The organism is Kitasatospora sp. NPDC096204 (assembly GCF_044763205.1).
In the GTDB taxonomy this organism is placed as follows: domain Bacteria; phylum Actinomycetota; class Actinomycetes; order Streptomycetales; family Streptomycetaceae; genus Kitasatospora.
Genome location: NZ_JBIWFT010000018.1, coordinates 72,136 through 87,356, shown reverse-complemented (window position 1 = coordinate 87,356; position 15,221 = coordinate 72,136). Strand labels below are relative to the sequence as shown.

At 72.6% G+C, this 15,221-nt stretch carries 16 protein-coding genes; 5 read left to right on the top strand and 11 right to left on the bottom strand.

What is annotated here, in order from left to right; translation table 11 throughout:
- Window positions 1-2: 2 nt before the first annotated feature.
- The 5 genes from ACIQ87_RS21140 to ACIQ87_RS21120 all read right to left on the bottom strand — a co-directional run bounded on the left by ACIQ87_RS21140 (window position 3) and on the right by ACIQ87_RS21120 (window position 3,292).
- A complete protein-coding gene (locus ACIQ87_RS21140) occupies window positions 3-341 on the bottom strand; it encodes a hypothetical protein (RefSeq protein ID WP_402408855.1) in 339 nt (112 codons plus the stop codon).
- A gap of 6 nt (window positions 342-347) precedes the next feature.
- A complete protein-coding gene (locus ACIQ87_RS21135) occupies window positions 348-614 on the bottom strand; it encodes a hypothetical protein (protein WP_402408853.1) in 267 nt (88 codons plus the stop codon).
- Between the two features lie 116 nt (window positions 615-730).
- Window positions 731-2,101: an MFS transporter gene (locus ACIQ87_RS21130; RefSeq protein WP_402408851.1), complete on the bottom strand. Its 1,371-nt coding sequence runs from the start codon at window positions 2,099-2,101 to the stop codon at window positions 731-733.
- A 161-nt stretch (window positions 2,102-2,262) separates the two neighbouring features.
- Window positions 2,263-2,619, bottom strand: a complete 357-nt coding sequence (locus ACIQ87_RS21125) for a hypothetical protein (protein WP_402408848.1) — start codon at window positions 2,617-2,619, stop codon at window positions 2,263-2,265.
- Between the two features lie 100 nt (window positions 2,620-2,719).
- Window positions 2,720-3,292, bottom strand: a complete 573-nt coding sequence (locus ACIQ87_RS21120) for a helix-turn-helix domain-containing protein (RefSeq protein ID WP_402408845.1) — start codon at window positions 3,290-3,292, stop codon at window positions 2,720-2,722.
- A gap of 190 nt (window positions 3,293-3,482) precedes the next feature.
- Here ACIQ87_RS21120 and ACIQ87_RS21115 point away from each other — a divergent pair, with 190 nt between their 5' ends.
- On the top strand, window positions 3,483-4,880 hold the full coding sequence (locus ACIQ87_RS21115) for a condensation domain-containing protein (RefSeq protein WP_402408843.1): 1,398 nt from the start codon (window positions 3,483-3,485) through the stop codon (window positions 4,878-4,880).
- Window positions 4,881-4,974: 94 nt separating this feature from the next.
- Complete coding sequence (locus tag ACIQ87_RS21110) at window positions 4,975-5,784, top strand: aminoglycoside N(3)-acetyltransferase (RefSeq protein ID WP_402408841.1); 810 nt, start codon at window positions 4,975-4,977, stop codon at window positions 5,782-5,784.
- Window positions 5,785-5,841: 57 nt separating this feature from the next.
- Here ACIQ87_RS21110 and ACIQ87_RS21105 read toward each other — a convergent pair whose 3' ends face one another.
- The 5 genes from ACIQ87_RS21105 to ACIQ87_RS21085 all read right to left on the bottom strand — a co-directional run bounded on the left by ACIQ87_RS21105 (window position 5,842) and on the right by ACIQ87_RS21085 (window position 11,496).
- The gene (locus ACIQ87_RS21105) at window positions 5,842-7,383 is read right to left on the bottom strand and encodes a M1 family metallopeptidase (RefSeq protein WP_402408838.1); all 1,542 of its coding nucleotides are present in this window, start codon (window positions 7,381-7,383) and stop codon (window positions 5,842-5,844) included.
- Window positions 7,384-7,548: 165 nt separating this feature from the next.
- Window positions 7,549-9,075: a M1 family aminopeptidase gene (locus tag ACIQ87_RS21100; RefSeq protein WP_402408835.1), complete on the bottom strand. Its 1,527-nt coding sequence runs from the start codon at window positions 9,073-9,075 to the stop codon at window positions 7,549-7,551.
- A gap of 209 nt (window positions 9,076-9,284) precedes the next feature.
- A complete protein-coding gene (locus ACIQ87_RS21095) occupies window positions 9,285-10,157 on the bottom strand; it encodes a sulfurtransferase (protein ID WP_402408831.1) in 873 nt (290 codons plus the stop codon).
- A 212-nt stretch (window positions 10,158-10,369) separates the two neighbouring features.
- Window positions 10,370-10,696: a hypothetical protein gene (locus ACIQ87_RS21090; protein ID WP_402408828.1), complete on the bottom strand. Its 327-nt coding sequence runs from the start codon at window positions 10,694-10,696 to the stop codon at window positions 10,370-10,372.
- Between the two features lie 164 nt (window positions 10,697-10,860).
- Window positions 10,861-11,496, bottom strand: a complete 636-nt coding sequence (locus tag ACIQ87_RS21085; RefSeq protein ID WP_402408826.1) for a polysaccharide deacetylase family protein — start codon at window positions 11,494-11,496, stop codon at window positions 10,861-10,863.
- 479 nt (window positions 11,497-11,975) lie between these two features.
- Here ACIQ87_RS21085 and ACIQ87_RS21080 point away from each other — a divergent pair, with 479 nt between their 5' ends.
- Window positions 11,976-12,836: an SAM-dependent methyltransferase gene (locus ACIQ87_RS21080; RefSeq protein WP_402408823.1), complete on the top strand. Its 861-nt coding sequence runs from the start codon at window positions 11,976-11,978 to the stop codon at window positions 12,834-12,836.
- Window positions 12,837-12,882: 46 nt separating this feature from the next.
- Here the strand turns inward: ACIQ87_RS21080 and ACIQ87_RS21075 are convergent, their stop codons facing one another.
- Window positions 12,883-13,752 (bottom strand): Fpg/Nei family DNA glycosylase, encoded by an 870-nt coding sequence (locus ACIQ87_RS21075; protein ID WP_402408820.1) that lies wholly within the window; start codon window positions 13,750-13,752, stop codon window positions 12,883-12,885.
- Between the two features lie 108 nt (window positions 13,753-13,860).
- Between ACIQ87_RS21075 and ACIQ87_RS21070 the strand changes: the two genes are divergently transcribed.
- Window positions 13,861-14,355 (top strand): SRPBCC family protein, encoded by a 495-nt coding sequence (locus ACIQ87_RS21070; protein WP_402408818.1) that lies wholly within the window; start codon window positions 13,861-13,863, stop codon window positions 14,353-14,355.
- 98 nt (window positions 14,356-14,453) lie between these two features.
- Window positions 14,454-15,116, top strand: coding sequence for a hypothetical protein (locus tag ACIQ87_RS21065; RefSeq protein ID WP_402408815.1), 663 nt, complete (start codon window positions 14,454-14,456; stop codon window positions 15,114-15,116).
- Window positions 15,117-15,221 lie beyond the last annotated feature (105 nt).

Below are 15,221 nucleotides of genomic sequence, written 5' to 3'. Positions count from 1 at the left end.
CATCAGGGTTCGATGCCACGGACGCTCAGGGCAGCGAGTCGGTCGGACCGGCGGGCACCTGCCACTCCCGGCGCCGCCCCTCGTCGCCCAGCTGGGACACGTGGTGGCGCATGGTGGCGCATGGTGGCGTGCAGCAGGCGGATCTTCCGGGCCGAGCGGAGTCCGTGGCCGGTCGGCCCCAGGCCGTCCTCGTCGAGCACGTCGACGACGAACTGCGAGGTCTCCGCCAGCCGCCGGTACACCCCGGAGGTGAGGCGCTGGGAGCGGGCCAGCACCTCGGCTCCATTGCCGCAGGTGCAGCAGAGCGGGAGCGAGCCGCGGAGCAGGATCGAGGCGATCAACGGCTGCTAGCGGCCGAGCAGTTCGTGGCCGCGCACCATCTGCTTCCGGTCCGCCCAGGCGGGCAGGGCCGCGGTTTCCGTGAAGTGCCGCTGGAGCTTGGGCGGCAGCCCCTCGGGGACGGCATCGCTGTTCCGGCCGAAGCCGAGCAGTGACTGCCGCACCTGTTCCGCCGCGCCGGCTCGTAGGTCTCGGCGATGGCGGCGCCCCCGGATCGGGTCGCCGGTGCCGCGCATCCGGTCGAGCAGCTCATCCGTCCAGCCGTTGGCGGCCATGTGGTCCTCCGTCGAGTCGACACGTGGTCCGCACACGTATCACCGTGCTCCGGGCCGACCCGGGCAGCCTCACCGGTACGAGGGCGCGCCGCCCGCCGAACGGCCCGAGGGCCGGTTCAACCCACCGAGGCCTTGGGCGACCGCACCGGCTCGGCCTCCGCCCCGCCGGCCGCCGCGCCGCCGGCACCCGCTCCGCCATCCCCCGCGCCCTCGGCCACCCCGGCCACCCCGGCCAGCGTCGTCAACCGCCGCAGGCTGTACCGGCGTTGGAGAGCGCCGAGGCCGACGGTCGCCGCGCCGAGCCCGAGCCAGCCGACCGGCCCGGCGGCCATCACCACACCGGTGAGCAGCAGCGGACCGACCGACTTCTGCACCGACTGGGACATCCCGGCGACCCCCAGGTACGAGGCCCGGGCGCCCGGCGGGGCCAGCACGACCGCCAGTTCCCAGGAGCTGACCGAGCGCAGCAGTTCCGCCAGGGTGACCAGGATCGCCGCGGCCAGCAGCGCGACCGAGGCCAGGACCGGGCCGGCGCCGGTGGCGAGCACGATCAGCAGGCAGCCGCCCAGCACCGTCACCCCGTACCAGCGCACCGCCGCGGCCGCCCCGAGCGGCCCCTCCGCCCAGGCCGAGACCCGCAGTTGCAGCAGCACCACGAGCACCGTGTTGAGCGCCAGGAAGACCGGGACGACGACGTGCGGCGCGCCGGTGTGGTGGACCAGCCAGAGCGGCAGCCCGACGTTGAGGATCGAGTCGTCCAGGCTCAGCGGCATGTCCAGCAGGACGAACCGCAGGTAGCCGCGGTCGCGCCAGGGGCTCGGCGGGGCGGCCGGTGCCCCGCCGGGCCCGTCCCCGGGCTCGTCCCCTGCCTTCGCCGCGACCAGGCCGCGCCCGGACGGCTCCCGGGTGCGCCAGACCAGCAGGGCGGCCAGTACGTAGGAGAGCCCGTTGGCCAGGATCAGCACCCGGTAGGCGGACGTGGTCCCCACCGCCAGCCCGATCGCCGCGACGCCGGCCCCGAGTGCGTACCCCGCGTTGGCCACGCTGCGGAACAGCGCCTGGTAGGTGGCCCGCCGCTCGCCCGCGACCCGGGTCGCGAACAGCATCTCGAGCGTCTTGGCGGCCCGCTCGGCCAGGCAGATCAGGGCCACCACGGGCAATAGCGCGGCGAAGTCGTCGACCACCAGCAGCAGCGCCATCGCGCCCAGCCGCAGCAGGTGGCAGCCGATCAGCAGCAGGCGCACCGGCACCCGCTCGGCCGCCCGCCCGGCCAGCGGGGACCCGGCGATCCCCGCCACCGCGCCCACCCCGAGCAGCAGTCCCAGCTGCCGCGCGTCCATCCCGCACACGTAGGTGAAGTAGAGCACCGAGGCCGCCGCCCACACCCCCGTGCCGGTCCGGTCGACGCACTGCGCCAGCAGCATGATCCGCGCGTCCCGCCCGCCCGGCGGCCGCCGCAGCTGCGCTATCAGTCCGTTCCCCCGCATGGCGGTCCCCCGTCGCACTCGACATCATTCCCGGCATCAATCTCGACATCAAGATACTTCACATCAAGAGACTTGTGGAACCCCGGGAACGCCAGTGGCGCCCGACCCCTCACAGGGCCGAGCGCCACCGGTGCGGCGACGGGCGGGGAGGCCCGCCCCGATCACCTCGACGGCACGGCGGACTCGATCAGCGCCACCGTCGCCTGCGGATCCGCCACCTGGACCACCAACCGGGCGTACTTCTCGTCGGCGAGCTCGATCACCACGATCCGGCTCGCGTCGTGCACGTCCCAGAACACCCGCTCGCCGTCACGGTGGAAGGTGCCGGCCGTGATGACGTCCGGGAGGTACGTCCCGGGAGCCTTGATCCCCTTGGGCTCCTTGGCGATCCCCGGATCCGCCGTCGCGCCGCGCACATTGGCCAGCGGGATCACCAGCCGACTCTTCAACGCCCAGAGCTTGTCCAGGCCCTCGATCTCCACGACCAGGCTGTCGCCGTCGATTCCGACCTGCGCCATCTGCCGACTCCTTCTCCTCGGTGAAACCTCTCCGGTGGTACGTCAACGGACGCCCTACCACCCGGACACCCGACATCCGGGCACCCGACGGGCCCGCCGCTCAGCGGCGGTCCAGCCCCCGCAGCAGCGCCGCACCCGCCGCCGGGGCGTCGACGGCGGGCCGGACGGCCTGGTCGAGCGCCCGCAGACCGAGCAGCGCGGCGGCGACGCCCGTCGCCGCCCGCCCCTGGCCGCCGCCGGCCCCCAGCGCCCGGCCGAGCGCCCCGTCCAGCAGCGCGAACGACTCGGCCACGATGCGGGCCACCTCCCGGTCCTGCGGCGCCCGTTCGACCAGCGCGAGCAGCAGCAGGTCCAGCCCCGGCCCGAGGTCCTCGTCCCGCAGCGGGCCGCTCAGCAGCTCGTACGGGTCCCCGGTCTCGGCCCCGGCCTCGGCCCCGACCCCGGTCTCGGCGATCCGGGCGGCCAGCGCGGCGATCCGGTGCTCCGACGACCAGCCCAGCGCGGCCAGGTAGAGCCCGCGCTTGCTGCCGAAGGTGCGGTAGAGGCTGTGGCGGTGCACACCGAGGCCGCTGACCAGGTCGTCGACCGAGATGGCGTCATAGGCCCGGGCGGCGAACAGGTCGGCGGCCCGGCGGACCACCTCGGCCTCGTCGAAACTCCTCGGACGTCCCATGCCCCGGACGGTACGCCGATCGGGAACAACCAGTCAAGAACACTCGTTCCCAAAACCGGCGACCGGCGGTGAGGCACACCATCCGGCCCTCGACGCGAGGCGGCCGGTGCGCCACACTCTCCCCAGCAGCACCCGCGCTCCCAACGCACCGGTACGACGCAACGACCACCGCACCACGGAGAGCCGACCGTTGACCACTCGCCAACTGCTTCAGATCGCCTTCTCGTCCGGACGGACCGGGTCCGGACCTGCCACCTGGGGCCAACGGGCCATCTGGGACGCCGTACGACAGCTGCCGCCGGCCGACGCGCCGCGCTACAACATCGCCACCGAGGCGCCGCTGGACCCGGGGCTGCCCCTGCCCGTTCTGCTCACCGCGCTGGAGCAGCTGCTGCACCTGCACGACTCACTGCACACCCGACTGCTCCCCGACGAGACCGGCTGCCTCCGCCAAGTCGTGGACGGTGAAGGCCTCTTGGACGTCCACCTGCAATCCGCCGAGGAGCACGAGGACCACGAGGACCACGAGGAGCCGGCCGAGCTCGGCGCCCGGCTGCACGAGGAACTGGCCGCGCAGTCCTTCGACACCGCCACCCAGTGGCCGCTCCGGATCGGCGCGGTGACGGCGGGCGGGCTGGTCCGGCACGTCAGTCTGGTGCTCTCGCACACCGCGGTGGACGGCTCCGGGATGGGCCGGCTCGTCGCCGACCTGTCCGCGCTCTGCCGCGGCAGCTCCCCCGAGGAGCTGGCCGAACTGCGCCCACCCGCCCGGCAACCGCTGGAGGAGGCCGAGTTCCAGACCTCCGAGCGGGGCCTGCGACGCGACGTGGGAGCCCGCACGCAGTTCGTGCGCAAGCTCCGGCTGGGCCCGGCCCGGCTCTTCCCGCCGGCCGCCGCGCGACCCGGCCGGTTCCCGAACGCGGTGCTCCGCTCCCCCGCCCTGCCCCGGGCCGTCGAACGGGTGGCGGCCAGGCACCGGGTCAGCACGGGCTCGGTGCTGCTCGCCGCGACGGCCACGATGACCGCCCGGCTCGCCGGCTCCACCGAGGCCGTGCTGAACGTCGTGGTCGACAACCGCTTCCTGCCCGAACTGGCCAACGCCGTGAGCGTGGTCGCGGGCGACGGACTGTTCCACCTCCCGGACGCCACCGCCGAGTTCGGCGAGGTCGTGCGCCGCACCCACGCCGCGGCGATCGGCACCTACCGCCACGCGTACTACGACAAGCCGGCGTTGGCGGCCGAGATCGACCGGCTGACCGCCGAGGGCGTCCGACTCGCCGACCGCTCCTGCGTGTTCAACGACACCAGGGAGCTGCTGCCCGCCACCGCCGACCCCGGCGGGGACCGGACCACCCTCAGCTGGCCGGTGGAGTTCGAACCCCGCCCCGGCCTGACCTACGCCCTGGACGCCCGGCAGACCGCGAACGCGCTGAGCCTGGCCATGACGGCGGACCCGTCGGTGCTCCCGCGCTCCGCGATGGAGCGGTTCCTCTACGGCGTCGAGGAGTTGATCCTCACCGAGGCCGCATCCGAGACCGCATCCGAGACCGCGCCCGCGGCCGCCCCCGGGCCCGCCGCCCACGCCTGACCCGAGACCGTCCTGACCGGTTGTCAGTGCCACGCGCTATGGTCGGCCTCGAACGATCCCAGCACCAACAGCACCACCGTCACCAGGGGGCACCATGACCACACCGGGCACCGGCCCGCTCACCACCGCCGACCTCGTGGAGGGCTGGCACCGGGTGGGCGTCCGTACGGGCATGGCGCTGATCGTGCACTCCTCGCTCTCCAGCCTCGGCCGGGTCGAGGGCGGCGCGGCGGCCGTGGTGGCCAGCCTGCGCGAGGCGGTCGGGCCCGGCGGCACCGTCGCCGCGCCCACCTTCACCTCGGACACCGTCCGTGACCCGGCCCCCGGGCACAGCGGCCCGCCCGGCCCCGGGGTCGCCGAACTCCGCGCCGCCGTCCCGCTCTTCCACCCCGGGCTGCCCGCCACCACGGGCGCGGTGGCGGAGGCGCTGCGCGCCCTGCCGGAGAGCCTCCGCAGCAGCCACCCCCAGGTCTCGGTCGCCGCCGTCGGCGCGCACGCCAAGGAGGTCACCGCCCGGCGCTCGCTCGGCTTCGCCGTCGGTCGGGAGTCGCCGTTCGGCGCGCTGCACGACCTCGGCGGGTACGTGCTGCTGGTCGGCGTCGGCCACAACCGCAACACCTTCCTGCACTACGCCGAGACCTTCGCCCCCAACCGCCGGCTCAAGCTCCGCCGCTTCCCGATGGCGATCCAGGGCGAGCGGGTCTGGATCGAGGCGCCGGACGTCGCGGACGACAACGGCACCCACTTCCCGGTCGTGGGCCGGGAGTTCGAAGAGCGGGCGGGAATCCGGGAGGTGCTGGTCGGCGACGCGCCCTGCCGGTTGATCCCGGTCCGCGACCTCATACCCTTCGCCGTCCGCCGCCTGACCGAACTGCTGGCGGCGGGCGGCACCGGAGCGGCCTAGGCCGAGCCGGCGGTCCCCGCCGTACGCGCGGAACCGCCGACTCGTTCCCACATGCCGTCAGTGACGGTCTTCGTGCACCGAGCTGGCGTCCTGGATCTTCTTCCAGGACTTCGGTTCCGCCGGCAGCTGCGCCTGCGCCTTGCCCGCGCCCGCCTCCGCGCCCGGCGCCGGCGAGGCAACGGCCGCGGCGCCAGGCGCCACCGGCCCTACGGCCGGCTTGCTCGGGGTGAACAGCCAGGTGTTCAGCAGATCGCCGAGCTTCTGGCCCGACACCTTCTCCGCGTACGCCTGGAACTCCGGGATCGTGGCGTTGCCGTAACGGCGCTCGGTGGGCCAACCCTTCAGGATCCGGAAGAACTTCTCGTCCCCGACGGCGTTGCGCAGCGCCTGGATCGCCACCGCACCGCGGTAGTACACCGCGCCGGAGAACTGGTTCTCCTCACCCGGGTCGCCCGGCTTGACGGTCCAGAACGGGTCGTCGGCGGGGCGCGAGGCGTAGATGTAGTCGGCCAGTTCCTGTGCGGTGCCCTCGTTCTCGTGCTCCGACCAGAGGAACTGCGAGTACTCGGCGAAGCCCTCGTTCAACCAGATGTCGCTCCAGCGGGAGAGCGAGACGCTGTCGCCGTACCACTGGTGGGCCAACTCGTGCACGACCACCGAGGTGTTGGAGCCCTTCGCGAACAGCCCCGGGCCGTAGGAGACCCGGGTCTGGGTCTCCAGGGCGCCGCTGGACCGGATGTTGGCGACGTAGCCGCCGGCCGAGCTGAACGGGTACTCGCCGAAGTAGCCGCTCAGCCAGTCCACCAGCTCGCCGGTGCGCTCCACGCTCGCCCGGGCCGCGGCGGCGTTGTCGCCCAGGTCCTTGCTGTAGGCGTTGTAGACCGGCAGCCCGCTCGGCGTGGTGTCCTGGGTGATGTCGAACTTGCCGATCGCGAGTGTCGCCAGGTACGTCGCCTGCGGCTTGTTCTCCCGCCAGCTGTACCGGGTCCACCCCGCCTGGGAGGTGGTGCCGGCCAGCACGCCGTTGCTGATCACCTGGGTGCCGTTCGGCACCTGCACCGAGACGTCGAAGGTCGCCTTGTCGCTCGGGTGGTCGTTGCTCGGGAACCACCACCCGGCCGACACCGGCTCGCCGGACGCGACCGCGCCGTCGGGCGTGCGGCGCCAGGCGGTGTAGCCGCCGTACTTCTTCACGGTGGACGGCACGTCCTTGTAGCGCACCACCACGGTGGCCTGGCTGCCCTTGGCGATCGGCCGGGCGGGGGTGACCTCCAACTCCTGATCACCGGTGGCGGCGAAGGTCGCCGGCCGGCCGTTGACCCGGACCTCGGAGACGTTCAGCGTGAAGTCGAGGTTGAACCGGGAGAGGTCCTGGGTCGCCGTGGCGAGGATGGTCGTGGTGCCCTCCAACTCGTCCGTGGCGGGCTGGTACTTCAACCGGATGTCGTAGTGCGAGACGTCGTACCCGCCGTTGCCGAGGGTCGGGTAGTACGGGTCCCCGACGCCGTCCGCGCCGGGTTGGAAGTCGGCAGCCGAGGCGGGCACGGCAAGGAACAGGCTCAGCGCACTGGCAGCGGAGACGATCAACCTCTTGCGCACGGGGTCCTCCAGAAATCACCGGAATGATTGGGTTGAACCGATCCTTGTCCCGGAGGTCCCGCTCCCACTCCCCGATCGTGAGACCTTCATGAAAAGAAACACGCCGAAATGACGGCTTCGCGGCAATGCCGCGAAGCCGTCACGCCACTCGAAGCCGATACATCGTCAGTTGTGCGCTTCGTGGACCGAATTGGTCTCCTGGATCTTCTTCCAGGACTTCGGTTCCGCCGGCAGCTGCGCCTGTGCCTTGCCCGCGCCCGGCGCCGGCGAGGCTACGGCCACGGCGCCAGGCGGCACCGGACCGACGGCCGGCTTGCCGGCGGTGAACAGCCAGGTGTTCAGCACGTCGCCGAGCTTCTGGCCCGACACCTTCTCCGCGTACGCCTGGAACTCCGGGATCGTGGCGTTGCCGTAACGGCGCTCGGTGGGCCAACCCTTCAGGATCCGGAAGAACTTCTCGTCCCCGACCGCGTTCCGCAGCGCCTGGACGGCGACAGCGCCACGCTCGTACACGGCGCTCGCGAACTGCTCGTCCGGGCCCGGGTCGCCCGGCTTGATGCTCCAGAACGGGTCGTCGGCCGGGTGCGAGGCGTAGACGTAGTCGGCCAACTCCTGTGCGGTGCCCTCGTTCTCGTGCTCCGACCAGAGGAACTGGGCGTAGCGGGCGAAGCCCTCGTTCAACCAGATGTCGCTCCAGCGCGAGAGCGAGACGCTGTCGCCGTACCACTGGTGGGCCAACTCGTGCACGACCAGCGAGGTGTTGGAGCCCTTCGCGAACTGCCGGGGGCTGTAGAAGATCCGGGTCTGGGTCTCCAGGGCGTAGCCGGTCGGGACGTTGGGGACGTAGCCGCCGACCGAGCTGAACGGGTACTCGCCGAAGTAGCCGCTCAGCCAGTCCACCAGCTCGCCGGTGCGCTCCACGCTGGCCCGGGCGGCATCCGCGTTCTCGCCCAGGTCCTTGCTGTACGCGTTGTAGACCGGCAGCCCGCTCGGCGTGGTGTCCCGGGTGACGTCGAACTTGCCGATCGCCAGCGTGGCCAGGTACGTCGCCTGCGGCTTGTTCTCCCGCCAGCTGTAGCGGGTCCAGCCGGCCTGGGAGGTGGTGCCGGTCAGCACGCCGTTGCTGATCGCCTGGGTGCCGTCCGGCACCAGCACGGAGACGTCGTAGGTGGCCTTGTCGCTCGGGTGGTCGTTGCTGGGGAACCACCACCAGGCCGCCTCGGGCTCGTTGGCCGCGATCCCGCCGTCCGGGGTGCGGTGCCAGCTGGTGAAGCCGTACCTCTTCACGGTGGACGGCACGCCCTTGTACCGCACCACCACGGTGGCCTGGCTGCCCTTGGCGAGCGGCCGGGCGGGAGTGATCTCCAGTTCCTGCTCCCCGCTGGTGGTGAAGCTCGCGGGCCGGCCGTTGACCCGGACCTCGGAGACGTTCAGCGCGAAGTCGAGGTTGAACCGGGAGAGGTTCTGGGTCGCCGTGGCGAGGATGGTCGTGGTGCCCTCCAGCTCGTCCGTGGCGGGCTGGTACTTCAGCCGGATGTCGTAGTGCGAGACGCGGTACCCGCCGTTGCCGTAGGTGGGGTAGTACGAGTCGCCGACCCCGGCCGCGCCGGGTTGGAAGTCGGCAGCCGAGGCGGGGACGGCCAGGAACAGGCTCAGGGCACTGGCAGCGGAGACGATCAGCCTCTTGCGCACGGGGTCCTCCAGGGATCACCGGAACGATTGGGTCGGATCGATCCTTGTCCCGTCGGCCCCTCGCCCACTCCCTACTTGTGAGATGTTCATGAAAAGAAGCGCGCCGAAATGACCCCTTCGCAGCACCGCGGCGAAGCCGTCACCCCGCCTCACCCCCGCCCGCCCCTCACACCCGCCGCCACTGCCTGCCCCTCACACCTGCCGCCCCCTCACGCCCCGAGCACCACCGGCGCCCGCACCAGCGAGCCGTACTCCGTCCACGAGCCGTCGTAGTTCTTGACGTGCGGGTAGCCGAGCAGCTCCGTGAGCGCGAACCAGGTGTGCGCGGACCGCTCGCCGATCCGGCAGTACGCGATCACCTCGCGCTCCGACTCCACGCCCTTCCCCCCGTACAGCGCCCGTAGCTCCTCCGCCGAGCGGAACGACCCGTCGTCGTTGGCCGCCTGCGACCACGGGATGTTGACCGCGCCCGGAATGTGCCCGGGCACCTGCGCCTGCTCCTGCGGCAGGTGCGGCGGCGCGATCAGCTCGCCCCGGAACTCGGCGGGCGAGCGGACGTCCACCAGCACCGCGTCCGCGCCGGGCTTGGCGAACACCTCGGCCTTCGCCAGGACCTCGTCCCGCAGTGCCCGCAGCTCAGGCCGCTCGGGCCCGTCGAGCCGGTAGCCGCTGTGCTGGTAGTCCATCACCTCGTGGGTGAGCTCCCGCCCCTCCAGCTCCCACTTCTTGCGCCCGCCGTCCAGCAGCCGCACCGGCCCGTAGCCGCGCAGCCGCAGCAGCCAGTAGGCGTAGGCGGCGAACCAGTTGTTGTTGCCGCCGTAGAGCACCACGGTGGTGTCGTCCTCGACCCCGGCCGCCCGCAGCAGGTGCTGGACGCCGTCGCGGTCGATGTAGTCCCGGCCGACCCGGCTGTGCAGATCGGTGGTCCAGTTCCAGCCGACCGCCCCGGGGATGTGGTCCCGGTCGTAGGCCTCGGTGTCCTCGTCCACCTCGACGACCCGGATCGTCCCGTCGTCCAGGTGGTGGGCCAGCCATTCGGTGTTGACCAACGCCTCGGGGTGCGCGTAGCCGTTGCCGGTCATCCCAGGCCCTCCTTCGCTCTGCCCAGGCTGCGGCGCCCGACCACGGGCTCAGCGGGCCGCGCGACGACGGCAGGACGTACGGGCACGGCGAGGCGCCGGCGACCGGGCCGGACAGTTCGAACCTACGCCGTCCGTCCGGTCCGGGCCACCCCGCGCCCCCGCACCCCCACCCCCTCGCTCCTCCCCTTCGCCCTTCCCCCGTCCCCCTTCGCTCAGGAGAAGACGACGGAGCGCAGCTTCAGTCGGTCGCCGAGCTTCTTGCCGGGGTTCATGGCGTAGAAGACGTCACCCGCGCATTCGGCGGCCAGGAAGACCGTGGCCGTGGACCTGGTGAGGTTCTCCGGCGCGAAGCCCGGGTCGTCCTCGGTCATCCAGGGCAGGTCGATGCACTCGCCGCTCTTCGGGTCGGCCAGGCCGGTGACGACTCCGGGGCCGACCTTGTAGAGGAAGTCGCCCGTCGCGGCATTGGCGGCGAACGGAACGGCGAGGACGAGGGCGATGGCGCTGGCGGCGGCGAGCACGGCGTTGCGGAGACGCATGGGTGAGGGCCTTTCAGGTGGTACTCGGCGGTACCCGGTTAGTGATGCGAGATCACCCTAGAGGCCCAAAATCCGCAGAAACGCTTCTTCTAATCCACCTATTCGAGTGATTCAGAGGTTGAAACCGCTACCCGCCTTCATTCGAAAGCCACCGGAAATCCCACTCAGTTCGGCGGGGCCGTGAACTGGTACCCGGAGTCGACGAGCACCGGCAGGTACGCCTTCAGCGCCGCCACCGTCTGTGACCGGTCCCCGCCGCCGTCGTGGTTGAGCACGATCGACCCGGGCCGGACGTTCTTGAGCACCCGGTCGATGATCGCCGAGGTCCCGGGCCGCGCCCAGTCCCGTGGGTCCACCGACCAGGCCATGTTCCGCATCCCGAGTTCGGCGGCCACCTTGACCGAGGTCGGGGACCAGTCCCCGCCCGGAGCGCGGAACCAGGTGGGCTGCCGGCCGGCGGTCCGTTGCAGCAGGTCCGAGGTGCGCTCCAGCTCGTCCCGCACCTTGCCCTCCGGGAGGTGCCGCAGGTCCGGGTGGGTCCAGGTGTGGTTGGCGATGTGGTGGCCGCGGTCCGCGATCTCCCGCACCAGGGCGGGATGCTCGACGGCGTTCTCGCCGATCAGGAAGAAGGTCGCCCTGACCCCGTACTGCTCGAACAGCGCCAGCACGGCCGGGGTGTGGCGGGGGTCCGGGCCGTCGTCGATGGTGAGCGCCACCACCCGCCGTTCCGGGTCCAGGTCGTACACCGGCTTGCTCTCCGCATCGGTGAGCACCCGGCGCAGCGGCACCGCACTGGGCACGGTGGCCGACGGGGACCCGGACGGCGGCACCGGCGAGGTCACCGTGAACGGCCCGCTACCCGGGGCCACGGCCGACGGCGCGGCGGACGGCTCGCCCGCCGCCCCCTCGGGCCCCGCCGGAGCGGACGCGGCGGCGTCGGTCGCCCCCGCCGTGGCGCCGCCCTCCCCCTCACCCCAGGTGCTCCGACATCCGGCAGCCGTCCCCAGGAGGGACATTCCGGCCGCGACCAGCAGCAATCTACGCGAAGTAATGTGACGATCTGACAGCATTGTGAATGCTTCCCCCGGCCGTCACCGCCGCTCCCCGGAGGCAACTCAGACGGACCCGATCACCACTCCGACGGCCGAAGGGCACCGGCCGTACACCCCGTTTCCCGGGTTCTTCCACGGATCTTCCCCGACCGGACGCCCCGCCTCCTCCCAGGCCCGCTACGCTGTGCCTTCCCCAGTGTGATGATCTGCCATCAGAGGACGTGGCCATGACGTCAAGTCAGGACTTCCCCCACCAGGGCCAGCAGGACGACCACGCGACCGAGCTCAGCCAGTGGGAACGTTTCGGTGTCGACACCACCGCCCCGCACTCTGCGCGCGTCTACGACTACTGGCTGGGAGGAAAGACCAACTTCCCGCCGGACCGCGCCATGGGGCAGGCCATCGAGCAGGCCGTACCGAGCGTCAAGGCGATGGCCAAGGCCAACCGGGCGTTTCAGGGCCGGGCCGTGCGCTACCTCGCCCAGGAGCACGGCATCCGCCAGTTCCTCGACCTCGGCACCGGCATCCCGACCTCGCCGAACACCCACGAGATCGCCGAGGCGGTCAGCCCGGGGACCCGGGTGGTCTACGTCGACAACGACCCGATCGTGCTCGCCCACGCCCGCGCGCTGATGGTCTCCAGCCCGGCCAGCCGCACCACCTACATCCACGCCGACCTGCGCAAGCCCGAGGAGCTGTTCGCCGACCCGGCGCTCACCTCCACCCTCGACCTCACCCAGCCGGTCGGCCTGCTGATGATCGCCGTGCTGATGCTGATCGCCGACGAGGACGACCCGTGGGGCCGGGTCGCCGCGCTGCGCGACGCCCTGCCGGTCGGCAGCTGCATCGCACTGACCACCCCCACCCCGGACTTCGACCCGGAGGCCGTCGGCAAGGTCGCCGAGGCCGCCCGGGCCGGCGGCATGACCCTGGTGCCGCGCGGCTACGACGACGTGGTCCGCTTCTTCGACGGCTGGGAGCTGGTCGAGCCGGGCGTCGCCCCGGTGCTGGCCTGGCGCCCGGACGGCGAGGCCCCGGCGGACCCGAAGGCCGCGTACTACTGGGGCGGCGTCGCGATCAAGCGCTGACGCCACCCGCACGCCTCCGTCCGACGGGCCCCGTCGGACGGAGGCGTCACTTCAGCAGCCGCGACAGCCGCCGGTCCGCCAACGGCTTGCCCCCGGTCTGACAGGTCGGGCAGTACTGCAGCGAGGAGTCCGCGAACGACACCTCACGGATGGTGTCCCCGCACACCGGGCAGGGCAGGCCGGTCCTGCCGTGCACCCGCAGCCCGAGCTTCTTCTCCGCCTTCAGCTCCCCCGCCGCCAGCCCCCGCGAACGCTCCACCGCCTCGCGCAACGTCCCCCCGAGCGCCTCGTACAGCCGGGCCACCTCGTCCTCCGTCAGGCTCCCGGCGAGCTTGTACGGCGACATCCGCGCCGCGCGCAACACCTCGTCCGAGTAGGCGTTGCCCACCCCGGCCAGCACCCGCTGGTCCCGCAGCACCCCCTTGAGCCGCCGCCGCTCGCCGCGCAACAACCCGGCGAAGTCCGCCAGGCCGAACCCCGGATCCAGCGGATCCGGCCCGAGCCCGGCCACCCCCGGCACCTCCGCGGGATCGCGCACCACGTACACCGCCAGCCCCTTCTTCGTCCCGGCCTCGGTGAGCTCGAACCCGTCCCCGGCCTCTCCCGCCAGCCGCACCCGCAACGCCAACGGATTGCGCGGCCCCGGCCGCGGCGGCTCGGCGGGCAGCCGGTCCTTCCACCGCAACCACCCGGCCCGGGCCAGGTGCACCACCAGGTGCAGCCCCTCCACCTCGATGTCCAGGAACTTGCCCCGCCTGCTCACCCCGCCGACCGTCCGCCCCTCCAACGCCGTCACCGGCGGGTCGTACGTCTTCAACGCACTGATCGCCACCGGCTGCACCCGAGCGATCACCCGCCCGGTCAACCGCTCGGACAAGAAGGCACTCAGCGCCTCGACCTCAGGCAGCTCCGGCATGCGCCCAGTCTCCCCCGCCCCGCTCCCACCCGCGCGCCACAAAGCCACAGCACCCCCCGTTGCCCACCCCACCCCCGAGGCGCACGCTGGAACAGAGGGAGGCCCCCCATGAGCACCCTTGAGGAACAGATCGACATCGCCGTCCCCGTCCTCGCCGCCTGGGAGCAGCTGCACCGGGTGCACGAGTACCCCCGGTTCGTCGACGGCGTCCGCAGCGCCCACCCGCACGGCCGGAACCTCGCACACCTCGGGGTGGAGATCGACGGCTCCGAGCGCTCGGTCGACGCCGAGATCACCGACCGCGGCCGGGGCCGGGTGATGTCCTGGCGGACCACGGACGCGCTCCGGCTGCGCGGCACCTTCGCGTTGCTGCCGCTCGACGCCGGGCACACCCGGGTGCAGATCAGGGTGGAGTACGACCCGGAGGCGGTGCACCGGGAGTTCGGCGGGCCCCGCGGCTTCGCCCAGGCCGGGGCGATCGAGCGCGCGGTGCGCGAGGACCTGGACCACTTCCGGGAGCTGGTCGAGGCGCGGGTGAGCGCCACCGAGGCCCACCCGGAACCGTCGGACGCCCCCGCCCCGGCCCCCGACCACCACCTGTAAGCGCCGCATAAGCCCAGCTCAGCACGGGTGGTGAGGCTCTTCACAGCTCGCCACCCGGCAGACCGTTCCAGTTTCAACCTGTGGCAGACTCGGGTCCCATGGACATCGGCCCGGTCACCAGGACGCTCCGCGCGGCGGTCTTCGCCGCGCTGGTCGTGCTGCTCGCCGGGCTCGGCCAGGTGCTGGTGACCGGCCGCGCGCTGCCGGTCGGCCCGATGCTGCCGGCCTTCGCCGGTGTCTTCGCGGTGGCCTTCGCGCTGGCCGGCCGTGAGCGCGGCTACCCGGCGATCGCGGCGGTGTTCCTGCCGCTGCAGCTGGGCACCGGCGCGCTGTTCGACCTCGCGCAGAGCACCTGTCCCTCGCTGCCGCCCGGTGCCGGGCACGGCCTGCGGCCGCTGCTGTGCGGCGGCGGCTCGCTCGGCGGTTTCCTGCTCGGCCACGGCGCCTCCGCGCAGACCGGCGTGCTGCTGCTCCTGCTGGTGCTGCACACGGTGATCGCGCTGGCCGGCGCCTACTGGCTGCGCCGCGCGGACGCCGCGCTGTGCTGCCTGGCCGGTGCCGTCCGGATGCTGGGCGAGTTCCTGCACCGCCACCTGCCCGCCGCCGCCCGCTGGCTGCGGCTGCTGTTCGCCCCGCTGCCGGCCCGTCCGCCGGCGCGGGTGCCGTTCCCCCGGGCCAGCCGCACGCTGGTCCCCGCCGAGGACGTCGTCGTCCGTCCGGCCGTCCGGCGCGGTCCGCCGGTGCTCGCCCTGGCCGCCTGAGCGACGGCGCTCCGCCCGCTCGGCCGGCTGTTCTCTCCCCTCCACGCGGTCCCCGACCGGCCGTGTACCTCCACGCGGTCCCCGACCGGCCGCGTGCCCCCGTAC